At 71.8% G+C, this 26,597-nt stretch carries 25 protein-coding genes; 17 read left to right on the top strand and 8 right to left on the bottom strand.

From position 1 onward, the window contains the following. Window positions 1-87: 87 nt before the first annotated feature. The 8 genes from ACSQ4M_RS10600 (at window position 88) to ACSQ4M_RS10635 (ending at window position 9,376) form a co-directional block, all read left to right on the top strand. The gene (locus ACSQ4M_RS10600; protein ID WP_436189495.1) at window positions 88-1,131 is read left to right on the top strand and encodes an ABC transporter substrate-binding protein; all 1,044 of its coding nucleotides are present in this window, start codon (window positions 88-90) and stop codon (window positions 1,129-1,131) included. Next, the gene (locus ACSQ4M_RS10605; RefSeq protein ID WP_436189496.1) at window positions 1,124-2,845 is read left to right on the top strand and encodes an ABC transporter permease; all 1,722 of its coding nucleotides are present in this window, start codon (window positions 1,124-1,126) and stop codon (window positions 2,843-2,845) included. The genes ACSQ4M_RS10600 and ACSQ4M_RS10605 overlap by 8 nt, the downstream gene beginning before the upstream one ends. An 11-nt stretch (window positions 2,846-2,856) precedes the next feature. Beyond that, window positions 2,857-3,909, top strand: a complete 1,053-nt coding sequence (locus ACSQ4M_RS10610; RefSeq protein WP_436189497.1) for an ABC transporter ATP-binding protein — start codon at window positions 2,857-2,859, stop codon at window positions 3,907-3,909. A 10-nt stretch (window positions 3,910-3,919) separates the two neighbouring features. Continuing rightward, on the top strand, window positions 3,920-5,563 hold the full coding sequence (locus tag ACSQ4M_RS10615) for a carboxylesterase/lipase family protein (protein ID WP_436189498.1): 1,644 nt from the start codon (window positions 3,920-3,922) through the stop codon (window positions 5,561-5,563). A gap of 17 nt (window positions 5,564-5,580) precedes the next feature. Further along, window positions 5,581-6,780: a CaiB/BaiF CoA transferase family protein gene (locus ACSQ4M_RS10620; protein ID WP_436189499.1), complete on the top strand. Its 1,200-nt coding sequence runs from the start codon at window positions 5,581-5,583 to the stop codon at window positions 6,778-6,780. 73 nt (window positions 6,781-6,853) lie between these two features. Continuing rightward, entirely contained in the window at window positions 6,854-7,651 is a 798-nt protein-coding gene (locus tag ACSQ4M_RS10625) for an enoyl-CoA hydratase (RefSeq protein WP_436189500.1), read from the top strand. A gap of 2 nt (window positions 7,652-7,653) precedes the next feature. After that, on the top strand, window positions 7,654-8,400 hold the full coding sequence (locus ACSQ4M_RS10630; protein ID WP_436189501.1) for an enoyl-CoA hydratase/isomerase family protein: 747 nt from the start codon (window positions 7,654-7,656) through the stop codon (window positions 8,398-8,400). Window positions 8,401-8,413: 13 nt separating this feature from the next. Next, window positions 8,414-9,376 (top strand): Bug family tripartite tricarboxylate transporter substrate binding protein, encoded by a 963-nt coding sequence (locus tag ACSQ4M_RS10635; protein WP_436189502.1) that lies wholly within the window; start codon window positions 8,414-8,416, stop codon window positions 9,374-9,376. Window positions 9,377-9,422: 46 nt separating this feature from the next. Here the strand turns inward: ACSQ4M_RS10635 and paoC are convergent, their stop codons facing one another. The 3 genes from paoC to paoA are packed head-to-tail and all read right to left on the bottom strand — an operon-like array spanning window position 9,423 to window position 13,245. After that, complete coding sequence (paoC, locus tag ACSQ4M_RS10640; RefSeq protein WP_436189503.1) at window positions 9,423-11,636, bottom strand: aldehyde oxidoreductase molybdenum-binding subunit PaoC; 2,214 nt, start codon at window positions 11,634-11,636, stop codon at window positions 9,423-9,425. After that, window positions 11,633-12,589: an FAD binding domain-containing protein gene (locus ACSQ4M_RS10645; RefSeq protein WP_436189504.1), complete on the bottom strand. Its 957-nt coding sequence runs from the start codon at window positions 12,587-12,589 to the stop codon at window positions 11,633-11,635. Before ACSQ4M_RS10645 ends, paoC begins: the two co-directional genes overlap by 4 nt. Next, the gene (gene paoA, locus ACSQ4M_RS10650) at window positions 12,586-13,245 is read right to left on the bottom strand and encodes an aldehyde dehydrogenase iron-sulfur subunit PaoA (RefSeq protein ID WP_436189505.1); all 660 of its coding nucleotides are present in this window, start codon (window positions 13,243-13,245) and stop codon (window positions 12,586-12,588) included. The genes ACSQ4M_RS10645 and paoA overlap by 4 nt, the downstream gene beginning before the upstream one ends. Window positions 13,246-13,449: 204 nt before the next feature. Here paoA and ACSQ4M_RS10655 point away from each other — a divergent pair, with 204 nt between their 5' ends. Continuing rightward, window positions 13,450-14,427 carry a DnaJ C-terminal domain-containing protein gene (locus ACSQ4M_RS10655; protein ID WP_436189506.1) on the top strand — a complete coding sequence of 326 codons (978 nt, stop codon included), beginning with the start codon at window positions 13,450-13,452 and terminating at the stop codon, window positions 14,425-14,427. 2 nt (window positions 14,428-14,429) lie between these two features. Next, window positions 14,430-14,750, top strand: a complete 321-nt coding sequence (locus tag ACSQ4M_RS10660) for a chaperone modulator CbpM (protein WP_436189507.1) — start codon at window positions 14,430-14,432, stop codon at window positions 14,748-14,750. Between the two features lie 57 nt (window positions 14,751-14,807). Here the strand turns inward: ACSQ4M_RS10660 and ACSQ4M_RS10665 are convergent, their stop codons facing one another. Further along, a complete protein-coding gene (locus ACSQ4M_RS10665) occupies window positions 14,808-15,338 on the bottom strand; it encodes a 2'-5' RNA ligase family protein (RefSeq protein WP_436189508.1) in 531 nt (176 codons plus the stop codon). Window positions 15,339-15,502: 164 nt separating this feature from the next. Then, window positions 15,503-15,970 carry a CopD family protein gene (locus ACSQ4M_RS10670; RefSeq protein ID WP_436189509.1) on the bottom strand — a complete coding sequence of 156 codons (468 nt, stop codon included), beginning with the start codon at window positions 15,968-15,970 and terminating at the stop codon, window positions 15,503-15,505. Window positions 15,971-16,099: 129 nt separating this feature from the next. Between ACSQ4M_RS10670 and ygiD the strand changes: the two genes are divergently transcribed. From ygiD to ACSQ4M_RS10690, 4 genes are all read left to right on the top strand, one after another. Further along, window positions 16,100-16,990: a 4,5-DOPA dioxygenase extradiol gene (gene ygiD, locus ACSQ4M_RS10675; RefSeq protein ID WP_436189510.1), complete on the top strand. Its 891-nt coding sequence runs from the start codon at window positions 16,100-16,102 to the stop codon at window positions 16,988-16,990. Between the two features lie 194 nt (window positions 16,991-17,184). Beyond that, window positions 17,185-18,273 (top strand): S1C family serine protease, encoded by a 1,089-nt coding sequence (locus ACSQ4M_RS10680; protein ID WP_436189511.1) that lies wholly within the window; start codon window positions 17,185-17,187, stop codon window positions 18,271-18,273. Between the two features lie 2 nt (window positions 18,274-18,275). After that, window positions 18,276-19,262 (top strand): Bug family tripartite tricarboxylate transporter substrate binding protein, encoded by a 987-nt coding sequence (locus ACSQ4M_RS10685; RefSeq protein ID WP_436189512.1) that lies wholly within the window; start codon window positions 18,276-18,278, stop codon window positions 19,260-19,262. A gap of 28 nt (window positions 19,263-19,290) precedes the next feature. Continuing rightward, window positions 19,291-20,148 carry an alpha/beta fold hydrolase gene (locus tag ACSQ4M_RS10690; RefSeq protein WP_436189513.1) on the top strand — a complete coding sequence of 286 codons (858 nt, stop codon included), beginning with the start codon at window positions 19,291-19,293 and terminating at the stop codon, window positions 20,146-20,148. A gap of 3 nt (window positions 20,149-20,151) precedes the next feature. Here the strand turns inward: ACSQ4M_RS10690 and ACSQ4M_RS10695 are convergent, their stop codons facing one another. After that, window positions 20,152-21,483: a virulence factor family protein gene (locus ACSQ4M_RS10695; protein WP_436189514.1), complete on the bottom strand. Its 1,332-nt coding sequence runs from the start codon at window positions 21,481-21,483 to the stop codon at window positions 20,152-20,154. Then, window positions 21,480-24,122, bottom strand: a complete 2,643-nt coding sequence (gene mprF, locus ACSQ4M_RS10700; RefSeq protein ID WP_436189515.1) for a bifunctional lysylphosphatidylglycerol flippase/synthetase MprF — start codon at window positions 24,120-24,122, stop codon at window positions 21,480-21,482. The genes ACSQ4M_RS10695 and mprF overlap by 4 nt, the downstream gene beginning before the upstream one ends. A 132-nt stretch (window positions 24,123-24,254) precedes the next feature. On the opposite strand from mprF, the gene ACSQ4M_RS10705 reads away from it, so the two are divergent. The 3 genes from ACSQ4M_RS10705 (at window position 24,255) to ACSQ4M_RS10715 (ending at window position 25,804) form a co-directional block, all read left to right on the top strand. Next, window positions 24,255-24,461, top strand: coding sequence for a DUF3820 family protein (locus ACSQ4M_RS10705; protein ID WP_056662692.1), 207 nt, complete (start codon window positions 24,255-24,257; stop codon window positions 24,459-24,461). Between the two features lie 120 nt (window positions 24,462-24,581). Beyond that, entirely contained in the window at window positions 24,582-24,875 is a 294-nt protein-coding gene (locus ACSQ4M_RS10710) for a hypothetical protein (RefSeq protein ID WP_436189516.1), read from the top strand. After that, window positions 24,872-25,804, top strand: coding sequence for a glutaminase (locus tag ACSQ4M_RS10715; RefSeq protein WP_436189517.1), 933 nt, complete (start codon window positions 24,872-24,874; stop codon window positions 25,802-25,804). The genes ACSQ4M_RS10710 and ACSQ4M_RS10715 overlap by 4 nt, the downstream gene beginning before the upstream one ends. On the opposite strand, the gene ACSQ4M_RS10720 is transcribed toward ACSQ4M_RS10715, so the two are convergent. Next, the gene (locus ACSQ4M_RS10720; RefSeq protein ID WP_436189518.1) at window positions 25,805-26,584 is read right to left on the bottom strand and encodes a LamB/YcsF family protein; all 780 of its coding nucleotides are present in this window, start codon (window positions 26,582-26,584) and stop codon (window positions 25,805-25,807) included. Between the last annotated feature and the right edge of the window lie 13 nt (window positions 26,585-26,597).

Genomic DNA, 26,597 nt, shown 5'->3' on the forward strand with positions numbered 1-26,597 from the left:
TATAAGAATACGGATAAACGATATGTGGATTCTTTTGATGGTTGTCCGTACACTTTTACGACGACAACGAACGATGGAGACATGCCCATGGCCCTCACCCGCCGCCGTTTCGGCGCCCTGGCTGCCACGCTGGCCGCGCCCGCCCTCACGCCCGCTCTGGTGCGCGCCCAGCCGCTGGACGCACTGCACGCCGCCGCCCGCAAGGAGGGCGAACTGACGTGGTATGTCGTGCCCTACCCCTCGGAGCTGGCCGAGACCATGGGCCGGCGCTTCAGCGAGCGTTACCCGGGCATCCGTGTGAACGTGGTGCGCACCACGGCGCAGGTGGCGTTCCAACGGCTGAACCAGGACATCAAGGCCGGCACGCCGGCCTGCGACGTGTTCTCCTCGACCGATCTCGCGCACTTCCTGGACCTCAAGGCGCGCAAGCTGCTGCTGCCCTACACGCCGCCCTCGGCGGCCCAGCTCGACCGCCACCTGCAGAACCTGGACCCGGACGGCACCTACCACGTGACCAGCGCCTTCCCCATGGGCCTGGTCTACAACAAGCAGAAGGTGCAGGGCGCCGATGTACCGAGCAGCTGGAACGACCTGCTGGACCCCAAGTGGCGCGGCCTGGCCTCGGTCGCGCACCCGGGCTTCAGCGGCGCCGCCGGGGCCTGGAGCCTGGAGATGCGCCGGCTCTACGGCGACGCCTGGTTCAAGAAGCTGGCCGACAACAAGGTGCAGGTCGGCCGCTCGACGATCGACACGGTGACCACCGTGAACTCCGGCGAGCGCTCTATCTCGGCCGGCCCGATCACGCTGGCCGCGCGCACCGCCGACCGCGGCAACCCGGTCGGCTGGGCCGTGCCCAAGGAAGGCCTGGTCATGGTGGTCTCGCCCTCGGCGGTGATGGCCAGCTCGAAGCGCCCGAACGCCAGCCGGCTGTTCATGGAATGGCTGATCGGCAGCGACGACGTGGTCGAACTGGGCCGCGCCGAGTTCGGCATCCCGCTGCGCACGGGCTTGAAGCCGCCTGGCGGCCTGCCCGCGATGGGCTCGACCAGGACGCTGGCGCCCACGCCCCAGCAGATGCGCGACGAGCTGCCGCAGGTGGTCGAACTCTGGAAGGACGCATTCGGTGTCTGAACTCGCCCTGGATGCGCAGGCCCGCCCGCGCGCCGCACCGAGCCGCTGGGCCGACCCTTCGCTGTGGCTGTTCGGCGCGCTGATCGCGCTGCTCGTGCTGCTGGTCGCCAACCCCATCCTGCGGCTCGTGGCCGAGAGCCTGCGCGGGGCCGACGGCGGCTTCTCGCTGGCCAGCTACGCGGCCGCGCTGGGCCGCAGCCGGCACCTGCAGGCGCTGCTCAACTCGCTCTACCTGGGTGTGGCGGTCACGGGGCTGGCCGCGCTGCTGGGCGTGCCGCTGGCACTCGCCGTCTCGCGCACCAACATGCCGGGGCGCGGGCTCACGCACCTGGGTGTGCTGGCCGCCTTCGTGATGCCCAACTTCCTGGGCGCCATCGCCTGGATCCTGCTGGCCGGGCCCAACGCGGGCTGGCTCAACCGGGCCTGGGTCGCGCTGTCCGGTGCGCAAGGCGGGCCGCTCAACATCTTCAGCTTCTGGGGCCTGGCCTTCGTCATCGCGCTGTACACATATCCGCTGGTCTACGTGTTCACCAAGTCGGCGCTGGACCTGGTCTCCACCGAGCTGGAGGACGCCGCGTCCATCCACGGCGCCGGCAAGTTCCACACGCTGGCGCGCGTGACGCTGCCGCTGGTACTGCCTTCCATCGTCGGCGCCGGCATCCTGATCTTCCTGGAGACCATCGCGCTGTACGGCACGCCGGCGTTGATCGCAATCCCCGCGGGGCTGAATCTCGCGACCACGCAGATCGTCTCGTTCTTCGAGTACCCGCTGCGCGTGGAGCAGGCCGCCGCCTTCTCCATGCCGATCCTCGCGCTGACGATCGCCATGCTGGTGCTGCAGCGCCGGCTGCTCGCGAAGAAGGGCTTCGTCTCGGTCTCGGGCAAGGGCGGCGAGCGCCGGCCCTTCGACATCGGCTGGTGGAAGTGGCCGCTCGCGGCCTATGCCGCGCTGGTGGGCCTGCTCTCGGTGCTGCTGCCGCTCGCCATCCTGCTGGCGGCCTCGGTGTCCAAGGCGTGGGGCCGCGGCGTCGTGGCCGGCAACTTCACGCTGGCGAACTTCCACACCATCTTCTTCGAGCAGCTGACGGTGCGCTCGGCGCTGCTCAACACGGTGCTGTACTCGGGCGCGACCGCCCTGGTCTGCGTCGGCATGGGCCTGTGCGTGGCCTACGCCACGCAGCGCCGCATCACGCCGTTCCCGAACCTGCTGCAGTTCCTGGCGCTGGCGCCGGTCGCGGTGCCGGGCCTGGTGCTGGCCATCGGCCTGTACGCGGCCTACGCGGGCCCGCCGTTCTCGCTGTACGGCACGGGCTTGTTGATCGTGATCGCGTTCACCACGCGCTTTCTGCCGATCGCCGTGGTGGCCAGCGGCGCGTCGATCCGCTCGCTGAACCCGGAGCTGGAAGAGGCCGGCCGCATCCTGGGCGCCGGCCGGCTCACGGTGCTGCGCCGCATCGTCGTGCCGCTGCTGTCCAAGCCGCTGGCCGGCGTGTTCATCCTGGTTTTCGTGATCTGCACCAAGGAACTCTCGACGGCCGTGTTCCTGACCGGGCCGGCCTCGCGCGTGGTCTCGGTGCTCACGCTGGACCTGAGCGAACAGGGCAACTACGAGGTGCTCGCGGCCATGGGCGTGGTGCTGGTCGTCATCGTGACGGCCGTCGTCGGCCTGGGCATGCGCATCGCGGGCCGCGACTTCATGTTGCGCCGCTCCTAAGAAGGAACACCATGTCGAAACTCGAACTCTCCCACGTGAGCAAGCGCTACGGCAGCACCGCCGTCGTCGACGACCTGAGCCTGCAGCTGCGCCAGGGCGAACTCGTGACCCTGCTGGGCCCCTCGGGCTGCGGCAAGACCACCACGCTGCGCATGGTGGCGGGCTTCGTCGAATTGAGCGCAGGCGCCATCGCGGTGGACGGCCGCGAGATCTCGGGCGCCAGGCGCACCGTGCCGCCCGAGCACCGCGGCATGTCCATGATCTTCCAGAGCTATGCGATCTGGCCCAACATGACCGTGGCCGAGAACGTGGCCTTCGGCCTGGCGGTGCGCAAGGCGCCGGCCGAGGAGGTCAAGCGCCGCGTCGGCGAGATGCTGGACGTGGTCAAGCTCGGCCACCTGGCGCAGCGCTACCCGGCCGAGCTGTCGGGCGGCCAGCAGCAGCGCGTGGCGCTGGCCCGCGCCATGGTGGTGCGGCCCGAGGTGCTGCTGCTCGACGAGCCGCTGTCCAACCTGGACGCCAACCTGCGCGAAGAGATGGCTGGCGAGATCCGCCGCCTGCACGACGAGTTCCGCTTCACCACGGTCTACGTCACGCACGACCAGGCCGAGGCCATGACGATCTCCGACCGCATCGCGGTGCTGAACTTGGGCCGGCTGGAGCAGATCGACACGCCCTGGAACCTCTACAACCGCCCGCGCACGCCCTTCGTGGCCGGCTTCATCGGCCAGACCAACCTGGTGCAGGGCGAACTGCGGGCAGGGCGCTTCCAGCTGCCCGGCCTGTCCGGCGCTGTCCCCGTGGCGGGCAACGACCAGGCCCAGGCCCAGGTGTCGATCCGGCCGCAGTCGCTGAGTCTGGGCGCGGCGGGCGGCAGCCTGCTGGCCCTGGGGCAGGTGGCCGTGGTCGCGCGCACCTACCTGGGCGAGTACTGGGACTACCTGGTGCGGCCGCTGGCTGGCGGCGCACCGCTCAAGGTGCATGCCGCGCCCGGCCATGTGCTGGAGCTGGGGCACGAGTCGCTGCTGTCCATCGATCCGGCCGGTGTGGCCGTGCTGGCGTGAAAGGAACACCATGCAAGAACTGTCGCGCCGCCGCTGGCTCGGCGCAGCGGCCGCCGCGGGCGGCCTGTTCGCCGGAGGCGTACGCGCCATGAACGAGGACCCCGTCTTCTCCGTCGTCGAGACCGCGCAGGGCAGGGTGCGCGGCCTCAAGTCGGGCGGCGTGCACGTGTTCAAGGGCCTGCGCTACGGTGCCGACACTGCGGGCGCCAACCGCTTCATGCCGCCGCAGCCCGTGGCGCCGTGGACGGGCGTGCGCGATGCCACGGCCTACGGCAACTACGCGCCGCAGATGCCGGCCGACCGCCGCCGCGCCTACGCCGACCTGATCGCCTACGACCTGCAGCCCGGCGGCATGGGCGAGGACTGCCTGGTGCTGAACCTGTGGACCCCTTCGCCCGACAAGGCCGCCAAGCGCCCGGTGCTCGTGCACCTGCACGGCGGCGGCCACTACGCCGGCTCGGGCAACTCGCCGCAGTTCGACGGCGAGATGATGGCGCGCTTCGGCGACGCGGTCTTCGTCACGCTGAACCACCGGCTCGGCGCCTTCGGCTACCTGAACCTGGCCGGCCATGGCGGCGAGCGTTATGCCCAGTCCGGTGCCGTGGGCATGCTGGACATCGTCGCCGGCCTGCGCTGGCTGCGCGAGAACGCCGAGGCCTTCGGCGGCGACCCCTCGCGCGTGCTGGTGTTCGGCCAGTCGGGCGGCGGGCTCAAGACCAGCACCCTGATGGCCATGCCCTCGGCCCAGGGCCTGTTCCACCGCGCCGGCGTGATGAGCGGCTCGGGCCTGCGCGCCATGCCGCAGGCCACCGCGCACGACATCGCCGGGCGCTTCCTGGCCGCGCTGGAGATCCAGAGCGGCGCGCTGGACAAACTGCACCAGCTGCCCATGGCGCAGCTGCTCGCCGTGCAGCTGGCCTTCGAACGGGCCGACCGCCAGCAGGGCGAGGCCCCGCGCGCCTTCGCGCCCGTGGTGGACGGGGTGGCCATCGCGCGCCACCCCTTCGACCCGGACGCGCCGGCCATCTCGGCCCAGGTGCCCATGCTCATCAGCACCACGCTGGACGAGCGGGCCTACCGGCAGGTCAACTTCGACCTCGACGAGGCCGGCCTGCGCAAGTTCGCTGAAAGCAAGCTCGCCGGCCGCCCGGGCCTGGACGCGGCCGCGCTGGTGGCCATGTACCGTGCCGAAGACCCGCGCGCCACGCCCTTCGTGCTGCAGGCCCGCATCGACACCGACACCAGCTTCCGCCTGGGCGCCCAGCTGCAGGCCGAACGCAAGGCGACGCAGCACGCCGAAAAGGGCGGTGCGCCGGTCTGGACCTATCTCTGGAAGACCCCCAGCCCGGCCTACGGCGGCCGCTACGGCGCGCCGCACGGCGTGGACATCGGCCCCAGCCTGCACGACATCCGCATGGGCCTGAACGGTCCCAGCGCCGAGAACCTGGCGCTGGCCGACCAGCTGGCCAGCGCCTGGCTCGCCTTCGCCGCCACCGGCGACCCCAACAACGCGCGCACGCCCACCTGGCCGGCCTTCACGCTGGCACGGCGCAGCACGCTGGTGTTCGACGGGCCGGCGCCCCAGACCCGTGCCGTGGACGACCCGCGGCGCGCCTTCCGCGAACTCTGGGCCGCGCCCGGCCCGAACCGTTGACCCACCCAGAAAGAACCATGAACACCACCGCTTCTTCGCTGCCGCTCTCGGGCTACCGGGTGCTGGACCTCACGATCGCGCGCGCCGGCCCCACGGCCGTGCGCCTGCTGGCCGACTGGGGCGCCGAGGTCACCCGCCTGGAGGCACCGCCGCCCAAGGACCGCGGCTCCGTGACGGGCCGGCGCCGCGGCTCGGACGAGCAGAACCTGCACCGCAACAAGCGCAGCCTGTGCGTGGACCTCAAGACGCCCCAGGGCGCCGAGGTCCTGGACCGGCTCATCGCGCGCAGCGACGTGGTGGTCGAAAACTTCCGCTCCGTCGTCAAGGAGCGCCTGGGCCTGAACTACGAACCGCTGCGCGCGCGCAACCCGCGCATCATCCTGGCCAGCATCTCAGGCTTCGGCCAGGACGGTCCCTACGCCGGCCGGCCCGGCGTGGACCAGATCGTGCAGGGCATGTCGGGCCTGAGTTCGGTCACGGGCGAGCCCGGCCGCGGCCCGGTGCGCGCCGGCATCGCGATCTCCGACACCACGGCCGGCATGTTTCTGGGCCAGGGCATCCTGCTGGCGCTGCTGCACCGCGAGCGCACGGGCCAGGGCCAGTGGGTCCACACCTCGCTGATCGAGGGCATGCTCAACAAGCTCGATTTCCAGGCCGCGCGCTACACCGTCAACGGCGAGGTGCCGGGGCAGGAGGGCAATGCCCACCCGACCCAGGTGCCCATGGGCACCTTCGAGGCCAGCGACGGCCAGGTCAACATCTGCGCGAGCACGCAGGCGATGTGGGCGGGCTTCTGCCGGGCCCTGGAGGCCGCGCACCTGGCCGACAACGCCGACTACCGCGAATTCGCGGGCCGCGTGCAGCACCGCCGCCGGCTCGATGCCGAGATCAACGCCGTCACCCGCCAGTTCAGCGTGGCCGAACTCGTCAAGCGGCTCAACCCGGCCGGCGTGCCCTGCGGCCCGGTCTACGACATCGGCCAGGCCTTCGAGGACCCGCAGGTCAAGCACCTGCGCATGACGCGGCCCGCGCAGCACCCGGTGCTGGGCGAGGTGCAGCTGATCCGCTCGCCGATCAACCTGTCGGCCTTCCCGCACCCCGAGCGCTTCCACCATGCCGCGCCCGACCCGGGCGAGCAGACCGATGCGCTGCTCGCGGAGCTGGGCTATGCGCCGGAGGCCATCGCCGCGCTGCGCGCCACGGGGGCTGCTGCATGAGCGCCGCGCCGGGCCGCCCCAAGCAAGCTCGCTCCCGCTTGGCGGGACAGGCCGCAGGCCGAAGGGTGCCGACATGACTCTGGAACTCGGCACAACGAAGATCCTCGCGCGGGTCGAAGACGGTGTGGGCTGGATCACGATCAACCAGCCCGAGCGGCGCAACGCCATGTCGCTGGAGATGTGGCAGGGCCTGGGCGCGGCGGCCGAGGCCATGCAGGCCGACCCAGCGGTGCGCGTGGTGGTGCTGCACGGCGCGGGCGGCCAGTCCTTCGCGGCCGGCGCCGACATCAGCGAGTTCGAGCAGCACCGCGCCAACGCCGAACAGAAGCTCCGCTACGCCGAGATCGCCGCGCGCGCGCACCGTGGCCTGGCGCGGCTCGACAAACCGCTCATCGCCATGGTGCAGGGCTTTTGCATCGGCGGCGGCCTCGCGCTGGCGCTGGCCGCCGACCTGCGCTTCGCAGGCCAGGGCTCGCGCTTCGGCATCCCGGCGGCGCGGCTGGGCCTGGGCTACGAGTACGAGGGCCTGGCCGCGCTGGCGCGCGTGGTCGGCCCCGCGGCGGCCAAGGACCTGCTGTTCAGCGCGCGCCAGATCGAGGCCGACGAGGCGCTGCGCCTGGGCCTGGTCAACCACCTGCTGCCGGCCGTGCAGCTGGAGCAGGCCGTGCGCGACTACGCCGCCCGCGTGGCCGCCAACGCACCGCTGACCGTGCAGGCCGCCAAGGCGGCCGTGCGCCTGTTCGAGCGCTACAGCGCGGCCGACGACAGCGCCGTGGCGGCGGCGGTGGACCGCTGCTTCGACAGCGCCGACTACCAGGAGGGCCGCCGCGCCTTCATGGAAAAACGCAGTCCGATCTTCCAGGGACGATGAACATGGACCTCCCCGAACTCCAGGTGGCCGGCCCCGTCGCCACCATCACGCTGCGCCGGCCCGAGCAGGCCAACCGCCTCACGCCCGATGATCTGGCCGCGCTGGCCGAACAGATCGACGCCGTGAACGCGCGGTCCGAGGTGCTGGTGCTGCAGCTGCGCGGCCTGGGCAAATACTTCTGCAGCGGCTACGACATCGGCCAGATCGGCGCGGCGCGCAAGGTCAACTTCGAGGCCGTGGTCAACGCGCTGGAAGAATCGCGGCCCGTGACCATCGCCGTGCTGCACGGCAGCGTCTACGGCGGCGGCACCGACCTCGCGCTGGCCTGCGACTTCCGCCTCGGCGCGCAGGGCATCGACATGTTCATGCCGGCCGCGCGGCTGGGCCTGCACTTCTACCAGGGCGGGCTGGAGCGCTACGTGAGCCGGCTGGGCCTGGACAACGCCAAGCGCCTGTTCCTGACGGCCGAGAAGATCGGCGCCGAGGAGATGCGCGCCATCGGCTTCCTGACGCAGCTGGTGGCGCCGGCCGAGCTGCCCGATGCGGTGGACCGGCTCACGCAGGGCTGCGCGGGCATGGCGCCCCTTGCCATGCTCGGCATGAAGCGGCACCTGAACCGCATCGCGCGCGGCCGGCTGGACGTGGACGCGCTGCACGCCGACATGGCGCGCGCCGCCGACTCGGCCGACCTGCGCGAAGGCCAGGCCGCCTGGCTGGCCAAGCGCGCGCCCGTGTTCCGCGGCACCTGAACGGAGACCGACGATGAAGACCCTGCTGCTTGCCGCCGCGCTGGCTGGCCTGTGCACCTGCGCCGCGGCGCAGTCCGAGCCCTACCCGAACAGGCCGATCCGGCTGCTCGTGGGCTACTCGCCCTCGGGTGCGGCCGACCTCATCGCGCGCATCGTGGCCGACGCGCTGGGCAAGGAACTGGGCCAGTCCATCGTGGTGGACAACAAGCCCGGCGCCGGCAGCACGCTGGCCTCGTCCCTGCTGTGGCGCGCGCCGGCCGACGGCTACACGCTGGGCCTGGCCACCGCCACGCTCTACGGCATCGACCAGCACCTGTACAAGGTGAAGTACCAGCCGGCGGACTTCACGCCGATCACGCGGCTCACGGTCTCGCCGCTGGTGCTGGCCGTGAACAAGGACCTGGGGATCGGCACGGTGCAGGAGCTCGTGGCCAAGGTCAAGGCGCAGCCCGGCAAGCTGAACTACTCGTCGTCGGGCATCGGTGGCTCGCCGCACATCGCCGCGCTGACGTTCGAGAAGGCCGTGGGCGCGCAGATGGTGCACATCCCGTTCAAGGGCGGGGCGCCGGCGCTGCAGGCGGTGGTGGCCGGCGACGTGCAGCTGTCGTTCGGCACCGCGGCATCCGTGCTGCCGCTGGGCCGGCCCGGTACCGTGAAGATGCTGGGCGTGACCACCGAGAAGCCTTCGGCCGTGGTGCCCGGCCTGCCGACGCTGGCGTCGCAGGGCCTGCCCGGCTTCGAGTTCAGCTTCTGGTTCGGCCTGTTCGGGCCGGCGCAGCTGCCGGCCGAGGTGACGCAGCGGCTCTATGCCGCGGCCAGCAAGGTGCTGGCCGACCCGCAGGTGCAGCGCAAGCTGCTGGACACGGGCAACGAGGCGCTGGCGTCGGCCTCGCCAAGCGAGTTCAATGGCTGGGCCGGGGCCTCGGGCCGCGATGCGCTGGAGCGCATCAAGGACGCGAACGTCAAGGTGGAGTGAGCGGGCCGGGGCAGCCGCCCTGGCCTGGCCCCTTCCGACGCCGCCGTCAGGCCTGCATCGGCATGACCTTGAGCAACTTGTCCAACGTGACAGGGTAGTCGCGCACGCGCACGCCGGTGGCGTTGTAGATGGCGTTGGCCACCGCCGCGCCGACGCCGCAGATGCCCAGCTCGCCCACGCCCTTGGCCTTGAGCGGCGTGGACATGGGATCGACCTCGTCCAGGAACACCACCTCCTGGTGCGGGATGTCGGCGTGCACGGGCACCTCGTAGCCGGCCAGGTCGTGGTTCACGAAGAAGCCGCGGCGCGTGTCCACGGCCAGGTCTTCCATGAGCGCGGCGCCCACGCCCATGGTCATCGCGCCGATCACCTGGCTGCGCGCCGTCTTGGGGTTCAGGATGCGGCCGGCCGCGCAGACCGCCAGCATGCGGCGCACGCGGATCTCGCAGCTGGCCACGTCCACGCCCACCTCGACGAAGTGCGCGCCGAAGGTCGATTGCTGAGCCTTCTCCGAGAACTCCTTGGGGTACTCGATCTTGTCCTCGGCCACGAGCTCGCGATCGGCCGAGGCCTGCGCGAGCGGAACGCTGCGCTCGCCCACGCGCACCTGTCCGTTCTCGAACTGCGCCTGTGCCGGGTCCAGCCCCAGCCGCTCGGCCACCTGCTGGCGCAGCGCCATGCAGGCCGCGTAGACGCCGGCCGTCGAGTTGGCCGCGCCCCATTGCCCACCCGAGCCGCAGGACACGGGCAGCAGCGAGTCGCCCAGCCGCACCGTGACGCGCTCCAGCGGCAGGCCCATGGTCTCGGCCGCGGTCTGCGCGATGATGGTGTAGCTGCCGGTGCCGATGTCGGTCATGTCGGTGTCCACCGTGAGCACGCCCTTGGTGTCCAGCCGCACGCGTGCGGCCGAGGTCTGCAGCAGGTTGTTGCGCAAGGCCGCGGCCACGCCCAAGCCGATGCGCCAGCGGCCATCGCGCTGCTGGCCGGGGCGGCTCTGGCGCGCGGCCCAGCCGAAGCGCTCGGCACCCAGCTGCAGGCAGCGCGTGAGCTGGCGCTGCGTGAAGGGCCGTTCGGGCTTCTCGGGGTCGACCTGCGTGTCGTTGAGGATGCGGAACGCAATCGGGTCCATGCCCAGCCGCTCGGCCATCTCGTCCATGGCCACTTCCAGAGCCATCATGCCGGGCGCCTCGCCGGGCGCGCGCATGGCGTTGCCTTCGGGCAGGTCCAGCACCGCGAGCTTCATGGCCGTCATGCGGTGGGCACCGGCGTAGAGCAGCCGGGTCTGGTTCACGGCGGTCTCGGGGCTGCCGCCGGGCAGGTCGCCCGACCAGCTTTCGTGCGCCACGGCGGTCAGCCGTCCGTCCTTGCCGGCGCCCAGGCGGATGCGCTGGATGGTGGCCGGCCGGTGCGTGGTGTTGTTGGCGATCAGCGGGCGCTGCAGCGCGACCTTCACCGGCCGTTTGGCGGCGCGCGCACCGAGCGCGGCCAGCACGGCGTCGGCGCGCACGAACAGCTTGCCGCCGAAGCCACCGCCGACGAAGGTGGAGATCAGCCGCACCTTGTCCTTGGGCATGGCGAGCGTGCGTGCGAGGTCGCTGGCGCCCCAGTCGATCATCTGGTTGGCGGTCCACACGGTGAGGGCGCCGTCGTCGTTCCAGACCGCCAGCGTGGCGTGCGGCTCCATCATCGCGTGCGACTGGTCGGGCGTGGTGTAGGTGCAGTCCAGCTGCACGGGCGCGGCGGCGTAGGCGCCGTCGAAGTCGCCCACGCTGGTTTCCACGGGACCGGTGTTCTCGTTCGGCTTGGGCGGCTTGGCCCCGTCCTTGGCGCGGGACAGGTCGTAGGCGCCGCGGGCGCTCTCGTAGCGCACCTGCACCAGCGCGGCCGCGGCGCGGGCCTGCTCGAAGGTCTGCGCCACCACCAGCGCCACGGCCTGGTGGTAGTGGTCGATCTGCGGCCCGCCCAGCAGCTTGGCGGTGTTCATCTTGCCCTTGCCCAGCTTGCCGGCATTGCGCGCCGTGACCACGGCCAGCACGCCGGGCGCGGCGCGGGCTGCGCCGATGTCCATGGCCGCGATGCGGCCCTTGGCGATGCCGGCGCCCACGACCACGCCATAGGCGATGTCGGGCAACTCGTGGTGCTCGTAGGCGTAGGGCGCGGTGCCGGTGGTCTTGAACGGGCCGTCGATGCGGTCCAGGGGCTTGCCGACCAGCTTCAACTGGTCGATCGGGTTGGTGGTGGCGGGGGCGTCGAATTTCATGTGGTTCTCCCGGTCTCCTGCAGCACGTCGGACAGCACGCGCGTGACCAGCAGGGGCTTGAAGGCGTTGTGGTCGGTGGTGCGCGCGCCGGCCAGCAGCTGCGCCGTGAAGGCCTCGGCGCCGTTCGGCAGCAGGGGTTCGGCCGCTTCCATGCGCCAGGGCTTGTGCGCGACGCCGCCCAGCGCCACGCGGCCGCGGCCGTCGCGCTGCACGATGGCGGCCACCGACACCAGCGCGAAGGCGTAGGAGGCACGGTCGCGCACCTTGCGGTATTCGTGGCGGCCGCCGACCGGCGCCGGCAGCGTGACGGCGGTGATGAGCTCGCCCGGCTCCAGCGCGGTCTCGCGCTGCGGCGTGTTGCCGGGCAGGCGGTGGAAGTCGGCGATCGGGATGCTGCGCGCGGCGCCGTCGGGCCGCACGGTTTGCACCGTGGCGTCGAGCACCCGCATGGCCACGGCCATGTCGCTCGGGTGCGTGGCGATGCAGGCCGTGCTGGTGCCCACGATGGCGTGCTGGCGGTTGATGCCGTCCATGGCGGCGCAGCCGCTGCCCGGCTTGCGCTTGTTGCAGGCCTGGGCGGTGTCGTAGAAGTAGGGGCAGCGCGTGCGCTGGAGCAGGTTGCCGGCCGTGGTGGCCTTGTTGCGCAACTGACCCGAGGCGCCGGCCAGCAGCGCACGCGACAGCACCGCATAGTCCTTGCGCACGCGGGCGTCGGCAGCCAGGTCGGTGTTGCGCACCAGCGCGCCGATGCGCAGGCCGCCGCCAGGTGCCGGTTCGATGCGGTCCAGCGCCAGGCCGTTCACGTCGATCAGGTGCGGTGGCGTTTCGATCTGCAGCTTCATCAGGTCGACGAGGTTGGTGCCGCCGGCGATGAAGCGCGCGCCGGGCATGCGCGCTGCTGCGGCAGCGGCCTCGGCCGGGGTGCGGGCGCGTTCGAAGGTGAAGGCTTTCATGCTTTGGCCCCCGCCACCTCGGTGATGGCCTCGACGATGTTCGAGTACGCGCCGCAGCGGCAGATGTTGCCGCTCATGCGCTCGCGCAGCTCCTGGGCCGACAGCAGCGGCTTGGCGTTCAGGTCGGCGCTCACGTGGCTGGGAATGCCGGCGCGCACCTCGTCGATCACCGCCACGGCCGAGCAGATCTGGCCGGGCGTGCAGTAGCCGCACTGGTAGCCGTCGTGCTTGACGAAGGCCGCCTGCATCGGGTGCATGGCCTGCGGTGTGCCCAGGCCCTCGATGGTGGTCACGCTGCCGCCCTCGTGCAGCACGGCCAGAGACAGGCAGGCGTTGATGCGCCGGCCATCGGCGATGACGGTGCAGGCGCCGCACTGGCCGTGGTCGCAGCCCTTCTTGCTGCCGGTCAGGTGCAGGTGCTCGCGCAGCAGGTCGAGCAGCGTGGTGCGGGCGTCGATCTCGACGGTGTGGCGCTGGCCGTTGACGGTCAGCATGAGGCGGTGCAGGGGCATGGGGTCGGGGGCCGGCTGGGCGGCGGCTTCGGCACCGCTTGCGGCCGCGCCGGCGGCGCTGGCGGCGCTGGCCAGCAGCAGGTTGCGGCGCGTGAGCGCGGGGGCGCCGGCCGCGTCGTCTGCGCGGAGGTCGGGTGTGTGCATCGTGGGCTCCTGCCGCGCGCGGATCGGCGCACGGTCGTTGTGAACTGCTAGCGTCTTGCGGCGGCAACGGCCGCGCAGCAGGCGAGCAGGGCGCCTGCACGTAGGCAGCGGCCGACGGACGATGGGGCGGTGGCGGCCACCGCAGCTTGCATTCGGCGCGTGAGGGCCCCATATTGGCGGCAGACCCTTCTTCACGAGAGCGCCATGGAATTCAAGGATTACTACAGTGCCTTGGGCGTGCCGAAGACCGCAACGGACGACGAGGTCCGCAAGTCCTACCGCAAGCTCGCCCGCAAGTACCACCCCGACGTCAGCAAGGAGGCCGACGCGGAGCAGCGCATGCGCGAGGTCAACGAGGCCTACGACGTGTTGCGCGACAAGGACAAGCGCGCCGCCTACGACACGCTGGCCGCGCGGGTGGCCAGCGGCCAGCACGCCGGCGCGGGCGGCGCCGGCTTCACGCCTCCGCCCGGTTGGGACCAGGGCTTCGAATTCAGCCGCAGCGGCGGCGGGCCGGCCGACGATGCCGACTTCAGCGACTTCTTCTCGTCGCTGTTCGGCGCCGCGCAGCGCCGCCAAGCCGGCCGGCAGCAGTCGCGCATGCGCGGCGAGGACCAGCATGCCGCGATCGAGATCGACGTGGCCACGGCCTTCCGTGGCGGAGAGCGCCAACTGCAGCTGCGCGCGCTGGAACTCGACGCCCAGGGCGAGCCGCAGCTGGTGCAGCGCACGCTGGAGGTGCGCATCCCCGCGGGGGTACGGCCCGGCCAGCTCATCCGGCTGGCCGGCCAGGGCCTGCCCGGCCACGGCGGCGAGCCGGCCGGCGACCTGTTTCTGGAGGTGCGCGTCGCGTCCGACGCGCGCTGGCGCGTGGAGGGCAAGGACCTGACCATGCGCCTGCCCGTGACGCCGACCGAGGCCGCGCTCGGTGCCCAGGTGCGCGTGCCGCTGCCGGCCGGCGGCGAGGTGGATGTGGGCGTGCCACCGAACTCGCGTCCCGGGCGCCGGCTGCGGCTCAAGGAGCGCGGCTTCGGCGGCAAGCAGCCCGGCCACCTGTACCTGGAGCTGGAGATCGCGCTGCCGCCGGCCGACTCCGCCGCCGCGCGCGCGGCCTACGAGGCGCTGGCCAAGGCGGCCACCGGCTTCGACCCGCGCGCCCAACTGTCCAACATGGGAGCCTGAGCATGCAGATCCGCCAGACCACCGTGTCCGTCGTGCATTGCCTGCCGGTGGACGAAGACCATCCGCTGCGCGCCGAGGAGATCGCGCGCGCGGCCGGCGACCGGCTCGAATGGGTGCTGGAGCTCGTCGAGGCCGGCGTCATCGCGCCGACCGTGCCCGAGTCGCCACGCACGCAGTGGGCCTTCCATGGAGATGCGCTGCGCAGCGCATTGGAGGTGAGGCGTTTGCAGCGCGACTTCGATGTGGGCGTGGACGCCGCGGCGCTGATCATCGAGCTGCAGCGCGAGCTGCGGCGGCTGCGTGGGCTGCTGGGCGGGGCGTAGCGCCCGGGGGCGTCACAACAGGTCGAGCTGCTGGCGCGCGGGCAGCGGCTGCAAGGGCTAGCGGGCAATCACCTCGTAGGCATAGGGATCGCCGTAGCCCTCGACGAGCAGCAGTTCTTCCAGCGTCCACGGAATCGGCGTGATCTTCTGGGTGCCCAAGGCCACGGGCGCGTCGTAGCTGACCGTGACATGGGGCGTGTGGCCGCCGGGGCTGGCCAGCCCCTCCTGGGCCAGACCTTCGCGCACCGCGGCCAGCAGGGCCGCGAAGCCGGCAGGTTCGCCCCTGGCGCGGAAGGCCCAGTGGATGCGCGCGCGGCGGCCGGGCGTGCTGCGGTCCACGCCCTGGATGCGGTTGAGCAGCAGGGTGCAGGCGCTGGCGCGCACCCGGTCGCCCGCGCGTTGCAACGGTGCGACCAGGCTGCGTCCCTCGAAGAAGCGGTCCGAGAGCGTCTGGTGCCAGTTGCCGGGTGGGAACAGGCTGTCGCCGAGCCGCGCGTGCAACTGCCAGTAAGCCAGGCTGCGCTGCATCACGTCGCGCACCGTGGGCGAGGGCTGGGCCATGAACAGCAGGCGTGGTGCGTCGGACATGGTGCGACTGTCGCGAAAGCCCCGCGATCCCGCGCGAGACGCGGCAAATGCCCCCTTGCAGGGCCATGCGTTTCCCGGGCCGTGGACCGCCGCCTCCGGCAGCTGGTCGTTCTCGATCCAGAGCTCGCCCACGCCGTCCACGCGAGGGCTGCGTGTCGCTGGAATCAGACCGCCCGGCCCACCAGCGCCACCGCGAACACCACGGTGCCCAGCGCCAGGTTCAGGGACACCAGCTGGCGGACCTGGCCCAACGCCGCGCCGGCCTGCGGCCACTGCCTGTCGGCCACGGAACGGCGCATGCGCGGGAACACGCGGCCACGGATGAAGCCATAGACCACCGTCATCACCAGCGCCAGCGTGAACATGGCGTGGATGCGCCAGTGCGCGCCGCGGAAGCCGCCGATGGCCATGAACATCGCCATGCCGCTGATCCACAGCGCGGCCAGCGCGATGTCCACGCCGCGCAGAAAGCGGCCCAGCGCCGCGGCCATGAAGGGCAGGCGCAGCGGCGGCTCCAGCACGGCGGCCGCGGCCGGCCGCACGGCCAGGTGCATGGTGGCCATGCCACCGACCCAGAAGGCGGCGCCGGCCAGATGCACGAAGAGGAGAAAGGCATAGATCGTGGGGTTCATACGGCGATGATCGCGCATGCGGCGCGCCGGGCGCGGCAGCCCCTGGCCGCGCTGCGGGAACTTCGCAGTGCGGGAGCGCTCCGAAACGCGTCCCGTCCGGGTCACGTCGTCCAAGAATCCACTGCTTCCATGCCCGACACCCTTGTCTTCTCGCGGCGCCGCGGCCTCCTGCGCCACGCCGGCGCGCTGGCCGCCCTGGCCACGCTGGATGCGCTCGCCGCAGCGGCCCGGCCGCAGGGCCGGCGCATGCCCGTGCTGTTCATCGGCCACGGCAGCCCCATGAACGCGCTGCGCGACACCGCCTTCACGCGCCAGCTGGCCGCATGGGGCCGCACGCTGCCGCAGCCCACCGCCATCCTGAGCGTGTCGGCCCACTGGCTCACGCGCGGCGACACGCGCGTGGGCGTGCAGGCGCGGCCCCGCACTATCCACGATTTCGGCGGCTTTCCGCAGGCGCTGTTCGACCAGCAGTACCCCGCGCCGGGCCATCCGGCGCTGGCGCGCGAGACGGCTGCGCTGGTGCGCCAGGCCAAGGTGGCCGGCACCGAGGAATGGGGGCTGGACCACGGCACCTGGACCGTGCTCAAGCACCTCTATCCGCAGGCCGAGGTGCCGGTGTTCCAGCTGTCCATCGACGACGACCAGCCACCAGCCTTCCACCTGGCCGTGGGCCGCGACCTGGCGGCGCTGCGCGACAGGGGCGTGCTGGTGCTGGGCAGCGGCAACATCGCGCACAACCTGCGCATGACCGACCGCGAGCGCGCCGACGGCCTCATGGCCAGCCGGCCCTGGGCCCAGCAGTTCGACGCCGCCGCCTGGCAGGCCCTGGCCGGGCGCGACGATGCGGCGCTGCTCGCCTACCAGCGCCTGCCCGGTGCGGCCCAGGCCGTGGCCACGCCGGACCATTACCATCCGCTGCTCTACAGCGTGGGCGCGGCCGGCCCGGGCGAGGCGGTGAAGACCGTGTTCGAGGGCTTCCAGTCCGGCACCATCAGCATGCGCTGCCTGCAATTCGGTTGAAATGAAACTACCCTCGTTTGGATTTCTCACTGCGTGTAGAAATTCCATCCCTCCTCAAGGGGGCGCCGCCAGCGGCCGGGCAGAGCCCGTTCCGCGGGGTCTGCTCGCATGGCCTGCTCCGCGGCCTTCGGAGCCGTGGCTCGCGGGGCGGTTTCGTGTCCTGCGGGTGGCGCGCAGCACCTTGGAGCACTGACATGTACCACCGCCGTTTGCTGCGGACCGTGGGCTTGGCGCTGGCTTGCTGCGTCCTGGCCGCACCCGTGTTCGCCCGCACCGAGGCCGCGCCGCGTCCCGTCACGCCGCGCGGCCCGCTGGGTGCGGACGAGCAGAACCACATCGCCGTGTTCAAGGCGGCCTCGCCCGCGGTGGTCAACATCACCTCGCTGGGCCTGGAGCGCGAACTGTTCTCGCGCAACGTGCAGCAGGTGCCGCAGGGCACGGGAACGGGTTTCGTCTGGGACGCGCAAGGCCACATCGTCACCAACTTCCATGTGATCCAGGGCGCCAGCGGCGCGCGTGTGACGCTGGCCGACCAGAGCCACTACCCGGCCAAGCTGGTCGGCGTGTTCCCCGACCGCGACCTGGCCGTGCTCAAGATCGACGCACCGGCCGGCCAGCTGCGCCCGCTGCCGATCGGCAGCAGCGCCGATCTGCAGGTGGGCCAGGCGGTCTACGCCATCGGCAACCCCTTCGGCCTGGACCAGACGCTGACCACGGGCATCGTCAGCGCGCTGAACCGCGAGATCGAGTCCGTCACGCGGCGCACCATCCGCGGCGCCATCCAGACCGATGCGGCGATCAACCCGGGCAACTCGGGCGGGCCGCTGCTCGATTCGGCCGGCCGCCTGGTCGGCGTCAACACCGCCATCTACAGCCCCTCGGGTGCGAGTGCCGGCATCGGCTTCTCGATCCCGGTGGACGAGGTCAACCGCATCGTGCCGCGGCTGATCCGCGACGGCCGCTTCGTGCGGCCGGCGCTGGGCGTGGCCTATGCCACCGAGCCCTTCAACCGCGCGCTGGGCCTGCCGCGTGGCGTGGCCATCCTGCGCGTGCAGCCGGGCAGCCCGGCGGCGCAGGCCGGCCTGCGTGCGTTCACGCGCGGCGAGCGCGGCATCCACGCGGGCGACGTGATCACCGCCATCGACGGCGAAGCCGTGGCCAGCCCCGACGACGTGCTGAACCTGCTGGAGCGGCGCCAGGCCGGCGACCGCGTCGAACTCACGCTGTGGCGTGGCGGCAGCACGCGCAAGGAGCGCGTGACGCTGGTGGCTTCCGAAGAATGAACATGCAGAACTTGCTCTCCCCCTGGACCCGCCGCACCGCGCTGCTGGCGCTCGGTACCGTGCTGGCCACGGCCGCCGCAGCGCAGGACTGGCCGCAACGCCCGGTGCGCGTGGTCGTGCCGTTCGCGGCCGGTTCTTCGCCCGACATCCTGGCGCGCATCGTGGGCGACAGGCTGGGTCCGCTGCTGGGCCAGCCACTGGTCGTGGACAACAAGCCCGGCGCGGGCGGCAACACCGGCACCGACCTCGTGGCCAAGGCCGCGCCGGACGGCCAGACCTTCCTGCTCTCGGTCAACGCGCCGTTGGTCTACAACACCGTGCTGTTCAAGCGCCTGCCCTACGACCCCTTCACCGACCTGGTGCCGGTGTCGCTGGCTGCCACCACGCCCAACGTCTGCGTGGCCACGCCGGGCATGGGCGTGGCCTCGGTCAAGGACTGGCTGGCCGCGCTGCGGCGCAACCCGGGGCAGTACAACTTCGCGTCCACGGGCAATGGCTCGATCGCGCACCTGGGCGTGGAACTCGTCAAGCTGCGCACGCAGTCCTTCGCGGTGCACATCCCGTACGCCTCCTCGGCCCAGGCCACCACGGCCATGCTGCAGGGCGACGTGCACTTCGCCTGCCTGCCGCCGGTGTCGGTGATGCCGCAGGTGCAGGCCGGCAAGCTGGTCGCGCTGGCCGTGAGTTCGGCCGAGCGCTCGGCGCTGCTGCCCGAGCTGCCCACGTTGCGCGAGGCCGGCCTGCCCGACATCCAGGCCGTGCCCTGGTTCGCCTACATGGCGCCCAGGGGCACGCCGCCGGCCGTGGTGCAGCGCATGAGCGCAGCCATCGCCGAGGTGCTGAAGGACCCGCAGACCCAGCGCCGGCTGCAGACCGCCTACTTCGACCCGGTGGGCAGCACGCCGCAGGAGCTGGCCGATTTCATGCGCAAGGAATTGCGGCTGTGGCGCCCGGTGATCGAGCGCGCCGGCCTCAAGCCGAGCGACTGAGATTCCACGACAACCAGAGGAGACGGACATGCAAGAGAGCACCATCACCGTGACCACGCGCGACGGCATCGCGCTGCAGACCTGGCGCTGGGCGCCGCAGGGCCAGCCGCGCGCCGCCGTGCAGCTGCAGCACGGCCTGGGCGAGCACGCGGGCCGCTACCGTCGCTTCGGCGAGGCGCTGACCGCCGCGGGCTACGTGGTCTACGCGCCGGACGGGCGCGGCTCCGGGCGCAGCGCGGCCGGTGCCTACGGCCGCTGGGGCCGCGACAACTGGCCCGGCTGGGTCGACGACGTCTGGCAGCTCAACCAGCGCATCCGCGCCGAGCACCCGGGCCTGGCGCTGGGCCTCGTCGGGCACAGCATGGGCTCGTTCGCCACGCAGCAGTTCCTGCTCGACCATTCGGACGCCGTGCAGGCCGCCGTGCTGCTGGGCACCAGCGAGCCGGCCGGCATCGCCGCCATGCTGAGCGCCGAAGGCCCGGTGGACCTGAGCGCGCTGAACCAGGGCTTCGAACACCGCACGGGCTTCGAGTGGCTGAGCCGCGATGCGGCCGAGGTCGACACCTACTGCGCCGACCCGGCCTGCGGCTTCGTGCCCGAGCCCTTCCAGGGCCTGCAGACGCTGGCGCGCGCGGCCGACCCTGCCGAACTCGCGCGCGTGCGCAAGGACCTGCCCATCCTGCTGCTGTCGGGCGATGCCGACCCGATCGCCGGACCTGGCGGCGCGGCCGTGCAACTGGTCGGCCAGCGTTACCGCGATGCCGGGGTGCGCGACGTGGAGGTCGTGCTGTATCCGCAGGCGCGGCACGAGCTGCTCAACGAGACCAACCGCGACGAGGTGACGGCGCGCCTGCTGGCGTTCCTGGACCGCACGTTGCGCCGCTGAGCTTCAGGGCCCGGCCGCGCGCAGGATGCGGTTCGCCAGGCCCACGTAGTCGCCGTCGAAGTGGTGGTTGCCCTGGATGGTGACCACCTGGGCCTGTGCGGGCGAGAGCTGCGGGCACAGCGAGCGTTTCTCCTCGCTGCCGTACACGCACAGCGTGCGCGCGGCCTGCAGCTTCTGCGCCTCGGGCAGCACGGGCTTGTCGCCGCTGGGCCCCAGCCAGTTGCTGACGTGGAATTCGAACGAGGCCTTCTCGGCCGGCGCCAGCAGCACCGACAGACGCACCGCCGCGCGCGTGCGTTCGGGCAGGCGGTTCAGCGCGAAGGGCAGCACGTCGGCGCCCTGCGAGAAGCCGATCAGGATCACCTCGCTGCGCTGCCAGCGCGCCGCGTAGTGGCGCACCAGCCGGTCCAGGTCGGCCGCCAGACCCTCAGGCGTGCGCTTGGCCCAGAAGTAGCGCAGGGAATCGAAGCCGGCCACCGGCACGCCCTGGCGTGAGAGTGCGGCCGCGATGTCCTTGTCGATGCCGGCCCAGCCGCCGTCGCCGGACAGCAGCACGGCAAAGCGCGTGCCGGCCACCTGCGTGGGCACCTCCACGACGGGCAGGTCGGCCAGCTGGGCGGGTGCGGCCTCGCGCACCGGGCCCTGCGCGGCGATGGCCGCTGCAGCGGCTTCGAAGCTGGGCTGGGTGCGCGCCTGCGGCACCTGGGCGACGAAAGCCTGGGCCGCGCCGGCATCGCAGGCGGCCGGGGCGTTGCCGGGCGCTGCCATCCACGGGATGCCAAGGGCCACGGGCGCCATGTCCACGGCCGGCCCCTGGCCGGCCACGCGCCAGCGGAGTTTGTTCACTGCGCACAGCGGCGGTTGCACCACCAGCCGCGGGCAAAAGCCCTCTGTCAGCAGCGCACCGAAGGAGCCGGCCGGCGCCTGCGCGACCATGCCATAGGCGTAGGCCGCGTAGTCGCCGGCGCCGACCACCGTGCTCTCGAAGTAGGCCGGCAGCTTGAGCATGGCCTGGATGTGGCGTGCGAGGTTCTCGAAGTCGCCGCCCGCGTAGCCGCATGGCTCCTTCTGCGCGCGCACCTTGGCCTGGTACGCCGCCATCGAGACCTCGGCCACCATGGCGCCACCGGCGAGCAGGCGGCCGCGCATGGCCTGTTCCTGGGGAGATGCGGTGTTGCCTTCGAGCAGCAGCAGTGCGAACTGGCGCACGGGGCCGCTCGGTGAATGCACCTGCACGCGCTCGAACTGGCCGTGGGTGATGCTCTGCACGGGCGGCAGCTGCGCCAGCGCCGCACCGACGCTGCACAGCAGCGCCAGGCTCAGGGCGGACTTCATTTGGACACCACGCCTTTCACGCCACCGCCGATCAGCGTGGCGACATCGGCCAGCACCAGCACGGGCTCCAGCCCGCCCGGCGCGGCCAGGTAGCGCGCTTCCCACACGGGCTCGAACTTGTCCTTGAAGCTGTGCAGTCCGCGGAAGTTGTAGAAGCGCTCGCCGTGCTCGAACAGCAGGCGGCCGATGCGCTGCCAGCGTGGCGCCTGCCGGCGCTCGGCCATGCCGGCCATGGGCGCCATGCCCAGGCCGAAGCGCTGGTAGCCCTCGGCCTGCAAGTGCAGCATGGTCTTGGCGAACAGGTAGTCCATGGTGCCGGGCGGGGCGTCGGGCAGGTAGCGCATCAGGTCGATGCTGGCCTCTTCCTTCTGCCCCGTGAGCAGCAGGTTGGCAAAGGCGATGACCTGGCCCTCACGCCGCACCACGGCCACGGGCAGGCGGGCAAGGTAGGCATCGTCGAAGCGGCCGACCGAGAAGTTCTTCTCGCGTGCGCTCTGCTTGCGCATCCAGGCGTCGGAGACGGCGCGCAGCGCGGGCAGCAGCGGCGGCACCTCGGCGGCGGGCACCACCTCGAACACCAGGCCTTCGCGCTCGCCGCGGTTCACGCCCGAGCGCAGGTTGGCGCGCTTGGCGCCCTTGAGGTTGAACTCGGGCAGCGGCACGTGGGCGTACTCGCCGAGCTTGAAGGCCTGCAGCCCGCAATCGAGGAACAGCGGCAGCATGGAGGGGCGCACCTGGTAGAAGGCCGGCCGCCCGCCATGCGCATTGGCATGCTCGATGAAGCGCCAGACCAGGTCGGCCCACTCCTTGCGCTCGCCGATGGGGCCGAACAGCGCCACCCAGGAGCGGCCCTGCTTGCCGTACATGATGAAGCTCTTGCCCGAGGGCGAGAACATCAGGTTCTTGTCGCCGACCAGCGCGAAGCAGCCGGCCGCGCTGGGGCTGGTCCGCACGATGGCGGCGGCGCGCTCGATCTCTTCGTCGGTGGGCGGCACCACCGCGCCGGCGGGCGGGCGCATGAGTTGCCACAGGCCGATGGCCAGCGCGCCCAGGGCCACGCCCAGCAGCGCGCGCAGCGAGCGCGGCGCCTGCGCGTCCAGCTCGAACTGCCACCACAGCCGGCTGCTGTAGGCCACCTCCTGGTAGGCGAAGAACAGGATCCAGACGCAGGCCGCCAGCACACCGCCGACGGCCAGCAGCCAGCCCAGCTCCAGCCGCTGCGCGAACAGCGAGGAGGGCCGGTCGAACTGCCGGCGCGACAGCACCAGCAGCACGGCCAGCACCGAGAGCAGGGCGGCCTCGCCCCAGGCGATGCCCTTGGGCAGGGCCAGCAGCCCGGCCACGATGGACAGCGCCAGGGCCGCCCACCAGGCCGCGTCGAGCCGGTGCAGCAGGCCGCGCGCGACCAGCAGCAGGCCCAGGCCGGCCACGCTGCCCAGGAAGTGCGCCGTCTCCACCAGCGGCAGCGGTACGTGGAGCGACTCCAGCAGCAGCTGGCTGTCTTCGGTGAACGGCGTCACGCCCGAGACCAGCAGCCACAGGCCGGCCACCAGCGTCAGCGCGGCCAGCAGGCGCGGCCCCAGCCTGGCCGCGGCGCGCACGGCCGGCGCGGCGGCGCGGCCGACCTGGGCGCCCACGCCGGCCCGCAGTTCGAACCCGGCCAGCAGCGCCGTGGCCAGCACCAGCGGCAGCACGTAGTACAGCGCGCGGTACAGCAGCAGCGCGCCCAGCATGGCCTCGGTGGGCAGGTAGGGGCCGCTGGCCAGCAGCATCACGGCCTCGAACACGCCGATGCCGCCCGGCACGTGGCTCAGCAGGCTGGCGCTGATGGCGATCGCATAGAAGGCCAGGAAGGTCGGCAGCGGCAGGTTCGAGGTGGGCAGCAGCACCCACAGCGCGAGCGCCGAGGCCCCGAGCTCCACGGCCGAGATCGCCAGCTGGCGCAGCGCCAGCGGCAAGGGCGGCAGGCGCAGCGTCCAGCGGCCGGCGATCTGCACCACGCGCTGGCGTGCGCACAGCCACAGCAGCACGGCCACGCCGGCCAGCAGCAGCGCGGCGGCCCCGCGCAAGACGCCAGCCGGCAGGTGCAGCAGCCGCGCCACGTCGGGTGCGCCCCACAACAGTGCGAGCGCACCGAACGCCGACATGCCGAGCAGGAAGGCGCTGGCGTTGAAGGCCACGACCTGGGCGATCTTGGCCGGCTCCACCCCCGCGGCCGCGAACAAGCGCATGCGCACGGCGCCGCCGGTCAGCGTTCCCAGGCCGATGGTGTTGCCCAGCGCGTAGGCCACGAACGAGGTCAGCAGCAGCATGCCGCGCGAGACCCTGGCCTGGGCGTAGGCCAGGGCCGAGGCGTCGTAGCCCGACAGCGCGAGGTAGCTGGCGGCCGTGAAGGCCAGCCCCGCCAGCACCTGCAGCGCGGGCGTGCCGTGCACGGCTTGCATGATCTCGGCGTAGCGCACCTCGCGCAGCAGGCTGTGCAAGGCGATGCCGACGAGCCCGATCAGCACCGCAGCCGTGCTGCCGATCACCCAGGGTTGCCAGCGCTGCAAGGCGTCGCGCAGCCAGGGTGCTGGTGGTTTGAGCCCTGCCTGCTGGGCGGGGTCCGGCGCCGGCGCGGTGTTCGCGGTGTTCGACATGGAAATTCGAAAACACTATAGCCACGCGGGCATGCGCCTGTGCAGCGCCGAAGGCCCCATCTTCTGTGTGCCTTTGCGCCGCGCCCGGGTAAGGTGCGTCTTGCGCGAGCCGCATTGCACCGAGAACACCGCATGAACCCCGAAGACCTGCAGCGCCTGACCACGCTGGCCATGCCCTATGGCCGCTACAAGGGCACCGTGATCGCCGACCTGCCCGGCAACTACCTGGCCTGGTTCGCGCGCGAGGGCTTTCCCAAGGGCGAGCTCGGCCGGCTGTTGGCGCTGATGCTGGAGATCGACCACAACGGCCTGGGGCATCTGCTCAAGCCCTTGCGTTGAGACGCTGCCGGCGCAAATTTTTTTCGATGCCCCGGCGTGGGCCGGTCCCGTGCTTGCTAGCATGCACGCAACCCACATCAGCCGCGCCCACCCACCGCGCAAGCGACGGAGACTGTTTCCATGCCATTGCCCGCACTCAGATCCCTGGCCCTGTCGGTGCAGGAGTACCGCAGCGGCGAGTACCGCTGGGTCGTCCTGGAGCGCTTCGCGGACGACGAGCCCTTCGAAGTGCTGCTGGCGGCCGAGGAGAGCTGCGCCACCTACGGCGATGCGCTGGCGAACGGCACGGCCGTGCTCAGTGCGCTGGCCGACGACAACATGGCCATCGGCCCGCGCGTGAACGAGGAAGAGCAGCCCGTGTTCGTGCAGACCGACCGCCCCGGTCTCTACGAGCTGCGCGACGACGACAAGTGAGCGCAGGCCCCGCGTTCCAGCCCGTGCTGGAAGGGATCGTCGCGGCACTGGCCGAATTGCGTGGCGCCGAAGGCCAGGTCGCCAGCTACATCCCGGCGCTGGCCCGCGTCGATGCCCGGCACTTCGGCATGGCCCTGGTCACGGCCGACGGCCAGGAGGCGGTCGCTGGCGATGGCGCCGTGCCGTTCTCCATCCAGAGCATCTCCAAGGTCTTCACGCTGACGCTGGCCATGCAGCACCTGGGCGAATCGCTGTGGGAGCGCATCGGCCGCGAGCCCTCGGGCAGCGCCTTCAACTCTCTGGTGCAGCTGGAGTTCGAGCAGGGCCGGCCGCGCAACCCCTTCATCAATGCCGGCGCCATCGCTGTGGCTGACCGGCTGGTCACGCTGTTCGGCAGCCGGGCCAAGGCCGAGCTGCTGGCGCTCATGACGGCACTGGCGGGCGAGCCCATCGCCTTCGACGAGGAGGTGGCGGCGTCGGAGGCCGCCACCGGGTTCCGCAACCTCGCGCTGGCCAATTTCATGAAGAGCTTCGGCAAGCTCGACAACCCGGTCGAGCAGGTGCTGGACCTGTACTTCCACCAGTGCGCGCTGCGCATGAGCTGCCTGCAGCTGGCGCGCGCGGCCGCCTACCTGAGCCGCGACGGCCACCATCCGCTGTGGTCCGGCCGCGCCGTCTGCACCGAGCGCCAGACCCGCCGCATCAACGCGCTGATGCTGACCTGCGGCACCTACGACGCGGCCGGCGAGTTCGCCTACCGCATCGGCCTGCCCTGCAAGAGCGGCGTGGGCGGCGGCATCGTGGCCGTGGTGCCGGACCGGCTCACGCTGGCGGTCTGGTCGCCGGCGCTGGACGCGACGGGCAACTCGGCGTTGGGGCGGCAGGCGCTGGAGATGTTCGTTGCCAGGACCGGGATGTCGGTATTCTGATCAGGCCCGCAGGCGTGGGTGCTGCGACAGCGGCGCCACACGCACGCCGCCGGCCTCGATCCGCGTGCGCAGCAGCGCCGCCAGATCGCAGGCGCCCGGCGTGTCGCCGTGTACGAGAACGGAATCGATCTGCACCGGCAGCTGCGTGCCGTCGATGGTGGTGATGCAGCGCTCCTCCAGCATGCGCGCCACGCGCGCGAACACGGCCGCTGGTTCGTGGATCACGGCGCCCGGCAGCTTGCGCGAGACCAGCAGGCCGCGCTGGTCGTAGGCGCGGTCGGCAAACACCACGCGCGCCACGCGCAGGCCGGCCTGCTCGGCCGCGGCCTCCATCTGCGTCATGGGCGGGGCGATGACGAGCAGCTCGCGGTCGAAGGCGCGGATGCTGTTCATCACGGTCTGCGCCAGCGCGCGGTCGACGAAAGCCATGTTGCCGAGCGCGCCGTGCAGCGTCACATGGCGCACGCGGTTGTCGGCCGCGCGGGCGATGGCGTCCAGCGCGCCCAACTGGTAGAGCGTGAGTGTCTGCAGCTCGCGCTGGTCCAGCTGCATGGGCCGGCGGCCGAAGCCCTGCAGGTCGTTGAAGCCGATGTGTGCGCCCAGGTCCACACTGGCCTCCAGTGCGAGCCGGGCGGTGCGGTCCATGATGACCGGATCGCCGGCATGGAAGCCGCAGGCCACATTGGCCGAGGTGATGACCTGCATGAGGCCGGCGTCGTCGCCCATGCGCCAGGGGCCATAGCCTTCGCCGAGGTCGCAGTTGATGTCGAGCAGGGTCATGGGGATCTCTCCT

Source organism: Pseudorhodoferax sp. LjRoot39 (genome assembly GCF_964253035.1).
In the GTDB taxonomy this organism is placed as follows: domain Bacteria; phylum Pseudomonadota; class Gammaproteobacteria; order Burkholderiales; family Burkholderiaceae_C; genus Pseudorhodoferax.